Source organism: Pedobacter sp. 01N416 (genome assembly GCF_056399685.1).
In genome coordinates this window covers 1-9,366 of sequence record NZ_JBFTRT010000200.1, presented here as the reverse complement: position 1 = coordinate 9,366, position 9,366 = coordinate 1, and the positions used below count along the sequence as shown (strand labels likewise).

General features: G+C 39.7%; 8 protein-coding genes and 1 pseudogene. 1 reads left to right on the top strand and 8 read right to left on the bottom strand.

Features of this window, described 5'->3' with window-relative positions; all coding sequences use genetic code 11:
* From AC1DND_RS12835 to nirB, 8 genes and pseudogenes are all read right to left on the bottom strand, one after another.
* Positions 1 to 388: nitrate reductase associated protein (locus AC1DND_RS12835; protein ID WP_477582105.1), on the bottom strand; the 388-nt coding region annotated here is incomplete at its 3' end.
* A 151-nt stretch (positions 389 to 539) separates the two neighbouring features.
* Entirely contained in the window at positions 540 to 1,118 is a 579-nt protein-coding gene (locus AC1DND_RS12830; RefSeq protein WP_477582103.1) for a (2Fe-2S)-binding protein, read from the bottom strand.
* Between the two features lie 30 nt (positions 1,119 to 1,148).
* Positions 1,149 to 1,214, bottom strand: a pseudogene (locus AC1DND_RS12825) (hypothetical protein); the annotation flags it as partial.
* A gap of 47 nt (positions 1,215 to 1,261) precedes the next feature.
* A complete protein-coding gene (locus AC1DND_RS12820; RefSeq protein ID WP_477582102.1) occupies positions 1,262 to 3,952 on the bottom strand; it encodes a molybdopterin-dependent oxidoreductase in 2,691 nt (896 codons plus the stop codon).
* A gap of 42 nt (positions 3,953 to 3,994) precedes the next feature.
* Positions 3,995 to 5,362 (bottom strand): MFS transporter, encoded by a 1,368-nt coding sequence (locus AC1DND_RS12815; RefSeq protein ID WP_477582100.1) that lies wholly within the window; start codon positions 5,360 to 5,362, stop codon positions 3,995 to 3,997.
* A gap of 38 nt (positions 5,363 to 5,400) precedes the next feature.
* Positions 5,401 to 5,796 carry a hypothetical protein gene (locus tag AC1DND_RS12810; protein ID WP_251029902.1) on the bottom strand — a complete coding sequence of 132 codons (396 nt, stop codon included), beginning with the start codon at positions 5,794 to 5,796 and terminating at the stop codon, positions 5,401 to 5,403.
* A gap of 51 nt (positions 5,797 to 5,847) precedes the next feature.
* A complete protein-coding gene (gene nirD, locus AC1DND_RS12805; RefSeq protein ID WP_029276048.1) occupies positions 5,848 to 6,195 on the bottom strand; it encodes a nitrite reductase small subunit NirD in 348 nt (115 codons plus the stop codon).
* Positions 6,196 to 6,232: 37 nt separating this feature from the next.
* Positions 6,233 to 8,746, bottom strand: coding sequence for a nitrite reductase large subunit NirB (gene nirB, locus AC1DND_RS12800; RefSeq protein WP_477582097.1), 2,514 nt, complete (start codon positions 8,744 to 8,746; stop codon positions 6,233 to 6,235).
* A gap of 251 nt (positions 8,747 to 8,997) precedes the next feature.
* Between nirB and AC1DND_RS12795 the strand changes: the two genes are divergently transcribed.
* Positions 8,998 to 9,366, top strand: a 369-nt coding sequence (locus tag AC1DND_RS12795; RefSeq protein ID WP_477582096.1) for a uroporphyrinogen-III C-methyltransferase, incomplete at its 3' end; no start/stop codon positions are given.

Below are 9,366 nucleotides of genomic sequence, written 5' to 3'. Positions count from 1 at the left end.
GGTTTATGGAAAGCTGTAATGCTAATTCTGTCGCCTTTTCTTTTAGCATCGTAGGGATTTGATGTAGGTTTCCCCAATCGGGTAGCGGATCGATAGCTAGCGTGGTAGCTTGATTTCCAGTATATTTTGTAATCAGGCCAATCAGAAATTGATGGTACTTATCTGTTTGTTCCTGAGTTGAAACCGGTAGTAAAGCCAGTTGGATTCTTTCTGATGGATGAAATTTACTCCATTCAGCCAATTTTAGTTTTATTCCTGCGGCATCCATTTTAAAACGTACGATCATCGGGATACAACGCACATTTTCTTCAATAAAATCTTCCTCGAACTTAAAATATTCAATCCCTTTTAGGTTTTTAAATTCTGAAGGACCTATTTTTACTTTCATCACTTTGTTCAATTTTAAATATTATTCTCTGAACCTTCATTAAAGAAAGAGAACTTACTCTTCTTATTCTGTCATGTTGTTCGTAGGAGTCCTATGGACAGGATGACAATTCATACTATGATACACGCTTATGAAGAATCACGAAAATCTATCATTTCTCTACTAAAACCTGCTTAGGTTCCGTTTTTAATACATTTACAAAAGAATCTAATATGGCTTTTACCTCGGGCCTGCAACTGCCACAGCCCATTCCAGCGCCAGTTAACTGGCAAAGCTGCAAATGATCTTTACAGCCGTCTTTAATTTTGTTGATCAGGTTGCCTTCGCCAACATTGTTGCAGCTGCATACGGTTTTGCCGATAATGGGTTCGGTTGTTTTGCCACTTCTTAACAATTGAAGCCGCTTTTCGCTCAACTCCATTTTATTTTCGATCAGGTTGCGGAATTCCAAAAACTCACTTTTATCGCCAATTAATATGGCTCCAACCAGTTTATCATTGTGTACAATACATTTTTTATAGTAGCGCTTTGCTTTATCAATAAAAACAATTTCCTCATAAGTCGGATCGTTGTCCGGTATTTCGGCCAAACCTAATGAACAGAGTTCTAAACTGTGCATTTTAAGGATATTCATGAGCAGGCTGCCCTGGTAAAATTTAGCAATGTCTCCGCAAAGAAACCGGGCTACAATTTCGGCCTGTTGTTCTGCTGCTGCGGTAATGCCATACATCTGGCCATTAAATTCGGCAATTTCTCCAATAGCATAAATGTCTTTTTCGTTGGTTCTCAGGTATTCATCAACTACAACACCTCTCTTGCATTCTATACCTGCTTCTTTAATCAGTTCGGTATTCGGAACAGTACCTATGGCAATTAGCCTAATGCATCCAACTGGCGACCCATTAATCTTGATATCCGTTGGATAATCGTCACTTTTGATCCTGTTTCGGCCAAAGATGTAGCGAGTTCGATACCCAATAAACCGCCACCAACAATTACTACTTTTCCATTTGTGGTATCCACGTGTTTTTTAAAACTGTCGGCATCGTTACGGCTGCGCATGGTAAATATGCCGTTTAGTTTCGGGATATCTTTAAGCACAAAAGCCCTGCTTCCCGTGGCCAGGAGCAGGATATCGTAATGGTGGGTTTCTCCGTTACTATCAATAACGGTTTTATTTTCTTTGTTGATTTTTTCGATACCTAACCCACGGTGCAGTTTAATTCTATAATCGGTTTCTTCACTATCGCTCATTTTAATGAGGTTATGCCATGGTAAAGTGCCAATAATGTAATCGGGGAGAAGTACCCTGTTGTAAAAAGGGAAATTCTCTTTGCTAAAGATCTCGATATCATCTTCGGTATTTAAGGCCCTGTAACTTTTAACAAAACCACAGGCACCAGCTCCCGCACCAATAACAATGATCTTTTGTCGGGCTTTTTGATATAATTTTACTTCTACAGCACTAAATTTAAAATCGGGTTCTTTGCTTAGTGGATCAACCAGGTTATTGGTGAGGTTATTCACCCGGTTTAGGTCACTTTTTAAGATTTTGCCCCAGTGCATGGGCATAAAAACCACTCCAGGTTTAATATCTTCCGAAAATTTTGCTTTTACACGAACATTTCCACGTAAACTGGAAATTTCGATAATATCATTGTCTTTAATGTTCCGGGCTTCAGCATCAATTGGGTTGATCTCTAAAAAAGATTCACTAATATGCTGGTTCAATTTATTTACCTTGCCTGTTTTGCTTCGGGTATGCCATTGATCTCTGATTCTTCCGGTGGTTAAAATCAATGGATGTTCCGGTGTTAAAGCTTCCGATTGGTTTTGGTCATCAAATGATAAAATATTGGCTTTTTTATCTGGTGTGTAAAACTGGTGATCGGTAAATAACCTGGCTGTTCCGAATGCTTTTTCTTGCTTCGGGTAAGGCCATTGAACGGCTCTTTTTTTTCTTAAAATCTCATAATTAAGTCCGCTGATATCAATGTTGGTTCCTTCCGTAAGGGCTGCATGCTCGTTATATATTTCGGAAGCACTTTTGAAATCGAAACCGTGATAACCCATTTTTTTTGCAAACCGGCAGATAATTTCCGAATCTGGTAAGGCTTCTCCAGGTGCTTCGGTTACTTTACTGAGATAAGAAATATAGCGGCCTGCATTGGTCATGGTGCCCTCTTTTTCTACCCAGGCAGCTGCAGGTAAAACCACATCAGCGTATTTTAAGGTTTCTACTTTGTTGCTAATATCCTGAACAACTACAAATTTCGCTTTTTTTAATCCTTCTTCGGCTACACGAACATCTGGTAGGCTAATCAATGGATTGGTACATAAAATCCATACTGCTTTGAGCTTTCCTGTATTCAGTTCATCAAACATTTCGGTTGCAGTTAAGCCCGGTTTAGATTGTATGGTGCCCAATGGGATCTGCCAAAATTTTTCGACCTCATTGCGGTGACTTTCGTTGGCTAAAACCCGATGTGCCGGCAATAAATTGCTTAAACCACCAACTTCTCGTCCGCCCATAGCATTTGGTTGTCCAGTGAGTGAAAAAGGTCCGCTTCCAGGTTTGCCAATATGGCCGGTAATCAGGTTTAGATTGATTAATGAAAGGTTTTTATTAGTACCCACCACACTTTGGTTAAGCCCCATGGTCCACATGCTGATGAAACCTTTTGCATTGCCGATGTACGATGCGGCCAAGCGGATATCACTTTCTTTTATGCCACAAACAACTGCTGCTTCGGCCAGTGAGGTTTCGAAAACGGTAGCATGGTATTTTTCATAACCATTGGTGCTGTTGATGATAAAATCAGCATCGATTTTTCCATCTTCAATTAAACATCGGCCAATGGCGTGGTGAAGGGTAATATCGGTGCCTGGATTGAGTTGCAGATGGACATTGGCGAGCGAGCAGGTCTGCGTTTTTCGCGGGTCACTGACAATGATCTTTAAGTCTGGATTTTTTTGCTTTKCGGCTTCAACACGGCGCCAAAGGATAGGATGGCACCATGCTGGATTTGCACCCGCAACAAAAATGCAATCGGCAATTTCAATATCATCGTAACTAATGGGCACAGTATCTTCACCTAAGCTCATTTTATAACCAACAACCGCACTGCTCATACATAAGCGGCTGTTGGTATCGATATTATTGCTACCGATAAAACCTTTAATCAATTTGTTTACTACATAATACTCTTCCGTTAAACATTGTCCGCTTGCATAAAAAGCCACACTATCGGGACCATGTTTTTTAATCAGTGCTTTAAAAACGGCTGCCGTTCTTTCTAGTGCGGTATCCCAACTAACCCTTTGTAGGGGCATATTCTTGTTGTAGCGCATTTCGGGGTACAGCAGTCTGTCACTTTTGTCATTCGCCGTGTAATGAAGATTCATGCCTTTACTGCACAACATGCCTTTGTTTACAGGGTGGTTTTTGTCTCCTTCAACTGTTATCCGCTCATGGATATCTTTATTTACCACAATACCACAGCCCACTCCGCAATAGCAGCATGTTGTTGTATTATTTAGCGATATATTCTTTTCTTCTTTCAAATGATCAACGGTATTGTAGGTAGATTTTTACTTTTGGTATGACTATTTGCTCGGTGTAAGTACAAGATCTTCTATCTCTGCGCTTTTCTGTGCCATAATGGTTCTGAAAATAAATATAGCAATGCCAATTCCGAGGATGATAAAGCCTAGAAAGGTAAATGCACTGGTATAATCGATCAGATCTTTTTGAATAGAATGCCCATTTTCGATTACATTTTTAGTAGCATGACCAGCTTTGGCTTTAAACATAAATGCAATAAGCATAGCGCCGATATTTCCGCCAGCACCTACAATACCTGCTACACTACCAACCGCAAGTGGATTAATGAAAGGAACAAGGCTGTAAGTTGCGCCGTTGGCCATTTTTAAACTTAGACCGAAAACGAACATCATAAAAATAGCCATTCCAATATTGCCCGATTTTGCGAACCAGATCAGGCCGATTCCTTCTATCAGAAGCAATAGCGCAAGTAAAAGTGTTTTGCCATCAAATCCCCAGGTTTTACCGATTTTATCAGCAACAATTCCACCCAATGGTCTGGCAAAAACATTGATCCAGCCAAAAATACCTGCAACCATTCCGGCTATGGCGATTGTTGCACCGAATGAATCAGTAAAAAAGATCGGGGCGAAGTTGTCAACCGTTATTTCTACACCAAAACAGGCAGCGTAGGCAATGGTTAAAATCCAGGTGCGGTAATCTTTTGCGGCGATTAAAAATGTGTTTTTGGTGCTTTTTATGTTTTCATCTTTTAAATCCTTAAAATCTCCCTGTGGGGTATCTAAAGTATAACGGTGATATAAAAAAGCACATACTAAAAGCATTACACCGGGAAAAATCATAGCATAACGCCAGCTGTCTTCAGTGCTACAAAAGCCCAGAGCGGTAATGCCAGATGCGATTAATGGCATAAATAAATTGGCAGCACCACCACCTGCATTACCGAAGCCACCTGCAGTTGCATTTGCGGTTCCTTTAATGTTCGAAGCAAACATAATGGAGGTGTGGAATTGGGTAATTACAAATGAAGCGCCGATTACGCCAATGGCCAAGCGGAAAAGTAAAAATGAAGTATAAGAATGGCTGGTTCCGATTAACAGTACCGGAATGGCACACAGTACCAAAAGCCAGGTGTAAATGAGTTTAGGACCAAATTTATCAATTAGCCGTCCGATCAGTAAACGGGCAATAATGGTAGCTGATACTGAAGCAATCTGAATGTTGCCCACCTGATCTTTGGTAAGGTGTAATTGCTCTCTTGCAATTTTCATTAAGGGGGCCATGCCGAACCAGGCGAAAAAACAAAAGAAGAAAGTTAGCCAGGTGATGTGAAAGGTTTTCATCTGAACACCTTTGAACGAAAATATATTTAATTTATCTAGCGGTTTAGTAATGGAGTTTAGTGTCATAACGATCTGTTTAAGCGTAAATAAATAAATGGGTTCTTTTAAAATTTATAGCCTAAGCCTACGCCAACGTTCCATTCGCCATTTTTGACTGCGGTTTTAGGGTTGTAGTATAAAGGGAGTTGTAAAGCTACATGCCGAAATGCAGCTGTTAAGCCAAAACCAAGGCTAGGTGTAAGTAATTTGTTTTTTGGGGCACCCGATGCCACTTTGTCTTCTTTAATTCTTAAAGTAGGTAACAGACCTAATAATACACTATAGGGCTTTTTGCTGAATTTAATGCCCGGTCCAGCGCAATTGAGAAATGCACCGCCATCTACATATCCGGCAACTAAAGTGCCGTCAAAAAGAACAGCTTTTGTTTGCGATTTGGCCGAAAAAAAGAACAAGGTAAGTGCAAGGCAGCATGATACTGCTGCATAATTTTGAATTTTCATGTTTGTTTGGTTTAAGTTTATACCGAATATAGTTAATCTTACTGGGTCAGGTTAAGATTTTGGTGTTGTACCAATGTAAACGGTTCCGTTTTCTATCTTTACAGGATAGGTTTTTATTGCGCATTCATCACCGCTTAAACATTCGCCAGTGCTCAATGAGAATGTTTTTTTGTGGAAAGGGCAGGCTACCTTAGGTTCATCGGTAGTAGATCCAATCATTCCACGGCTTAATGCCATCTGTTTTTTATGCGGGCACTCATTTTGTGTGGCGTACCACTCATTTCTTCTGGTGAAATAGAAAAGTGCAATCTGATCTTCACCATGTTTTACGCAAACGCCACCGTTCTCAATGGCATCCTCGACTCGGCAGGCTGCTAGCCAATTTGATTGTTCATTCATAATTTTTGGGTTTTATAAGGTTTGTAAAGATTATTTATTAAACTGTTTTCCATTCGGCGGTTCTTTTTTGTCCGCGCATCTCAACAAATTCTATAGTTGGATCTTTGTCTTCCGGTGCATTTACAAAATGAGAGAAGCGTTTTCTGATCGCAGGATTTTCTACAGCTTCTTTCCATTCGCATTTGTAAGAGGCAATTAAGTTTTCAATTTCATTTTCCCATTGGGCGGCCATTCCTAAACTATCGTTAATGATTACGTTCCGCAGGTAATCTATTCCACCTTCCATTTTGTTCAGCCAGGTTGCTGTTCTGGTAAGGGGATCGGCAGTGCGGATGTAAAACATCAAAAATCTATCAATGTATTTAATACAGGTTTCACTATCTAAGTCTGTTGCCAGTAAAAGGGCATGTTGAGGTTTGCTACCGCCATTACCACATACATATAAGTTCCAGCCTTTTTCAGTAGCAATAATGCCGAAGTCTTTGCTCTGTGCTTCTGCACACTCTCTGATACAGCCACTTACAGCTGATTTAAACTTGTGCGGTGCACGGATACCCCTGTATCTTTCTTCGATCCGGATGGCGAAACTTACACTGTCATGCAAGCCAAATCTGCACCAGGTACTACCTACGCAGCTTTTAACCGTTCTTAAGCCTTTTCCGTAAGCATGTCCGCTTTCAAAACCTGCAGCGATTAATTCCTCCCAGATAATAGGAAGGTCGTTAAGGTGTGCACCGAACATATCAATACGCTGACCTCCGGTAATTTTGGTGTAGAGGTTATATTTTTTAGCTACTTCGCCAATTACTATCAATTTATCGGGTGTAATTTCGCCACCCGGAACCCTTGGTACCACTGAGTATGAGCCGCCTTTTTGGATGTTGGCTAGAAAACGGTCGTTACTATCCTGGGCCACATCATTTCCTTTTTTAAGGATCATTTCGTTCCAAAGGCTGGCTAGGAGCGATGACACTAATGGTTTACATACCTCACAACCGTCATTTTTGCCTAAAGCATCCAATACTTCATCATAACTTTTTAGTTCGTGGATATGAATAAGGTCAAAAAGTTCTTGTCGGCTATAGTTAAAGTGTTCGCAAATTACATTTTTGATATACTTACCTTGTGATTTTAAGGTATAAGTCATCAAATCTTTAACCATTGGCAAGCATCCACCACAGCCTGTGCCTGCTTTGGTGCATTTTTTTAAGTCATCAATGTTTTCGCAAGAGCCATCAGCAACTGCAGCGCAGATATCGCCTTTGCTCACGCCTTCACAGCTACAGATCAATGCACCATCGGGTAAACCTGTAATTCCGGCTCCGCCAGCAGGCTCGCTTCCGCCACGTGCACCCAGAATCAGTTCTTCAGGGTTTTCTGGTAATACAATCCGGTTATTAGAGGTCTGCAACAGCAGGTTGTAAGCTGTTGCATCTCCAATTAATATACCTCCTAAAAGGTATTGCCCGTCATTACTAACATTTATTCTTTTATAAACGCCTTTGTGTTTGTTTTCGAAGATGATGGTGCGGCAATCGGGTTCGGTAATAAAATTATCACCAAAACTGGCCACATCGATACCGATCAGTTTCAGTTTAGTGCTCATATCAAACCCTGTAAAGGTTTTTTCACCTTCGCAAAGGTTTGCAGCCAACACTYCAGCCATTTCGTAACCAGGAGCAATTAAGCCATAAATCATTCCATCGTACAAAGCGCATTCACCAATGGCAAAAATAGCCGGATCATTGGTTTGCATTTTTTGGTCCACAACAATTCCACCGCGCGGACCAACCTCGATACCGCAGGCTTTTGCCAGTTCATCACGTGGTTTTATACCAGCAGAGATGACAAGCATATCTACATCTAAAGCAGTATCATCGCTAAACTTTAATGCGGTAATACGGCCATCGCCTTCAATACTTGTCGTGTTTTTATTTAAGTGGATCTGTAAACCAAGATCTGCGAGTTTAGATTTAAGCATATCGCTACCTGCAGTATCAATTTGTCTTGGCATTAAGCGCGGTGCAAATTCAATAATGCTCGTTTTTTCGATGCCCAGATCTATTAATGCTTTAGCAGCCTCTAGTCCCAGTAAACCACCACCGATAACCGAAGCTGTTTTGGCCTTTTTGGCATAACCGCTAATCAGGTCAAGATCTTCAATGGTACGGTAAACAAAAACACCTTCTTTCTCGATACCAGGGATATTGGGAACGAAAGCCCCCGAGCCGGTTGCAAAAACAAGAATATCGTAATGATAATCAAGGCCACTGGCTGTATAAACTTTTTGAAGTTCGCGATCTATTTTAACGATTGGATTATTTAAGAAAAGGGTAATATTTTGCTCTTGATACCAGTTTTCAGTAGAAAGAGAAAGATCATCAGCAGTTTTTCCGTTAAAATATTCACTTAAATGAACACGGTCATAAGCTCTGCGGGGTTCTTCGCCAAAAACAATAAGATTAAAAGAAGAGGTTTTTGATCTTAGCTTTTCGCAGAATTTATATCCCACCATTCCATTTCCTATTACGATTATTTGTGGTTCTTTCATAAATCTTAAAGGTATTTTGTGTTTGTTGGTTTCTGTTGGTTGTTTTTTGTTTCGAATTATTTGTTTTATTGTTTTTTATTGATAATAATCGATTCAAAAATTCATATTTTAATATTTATATGATTTTTGATATTCAAATATAGGTTAAAATTCAATTAAAAGTTGTTTTTGTGTGATTTTTATCATAAAAAATTTAATTTTTTAATAAATTTTCATCACTTTTATGTTTAAATAGTTAAATCATTAAAATTATGAATCAAAAAACTAACGATTTTGGACTTTTTATAATGGGTGGAGGTCCTGGAGATCCTGAATTGATCACTATGAAAGCTTTTAATGTGCTAAAAAGAGCAGAAGTTATTCTGTATGATAACTTAAGTAATGAGAAATTGCTAGAGATTGCACCGAAAAATTGCAAAATGATCTATGTTGGCAAGCAACCTTATGGAAAATACACACCACAAGAGAAAATAAATGAATTAATTGTCGAAAATGCCCAAAATTATCAAGTAGTGGTGCGTTTAAAGGGGGGAGATCCTTTTATTTTTGGCAGAGGCTTCGAAGAATTGATTTATGCGGAGGCTAGGGGCATCAAATGTCATTACATTCCAGGTATAAGT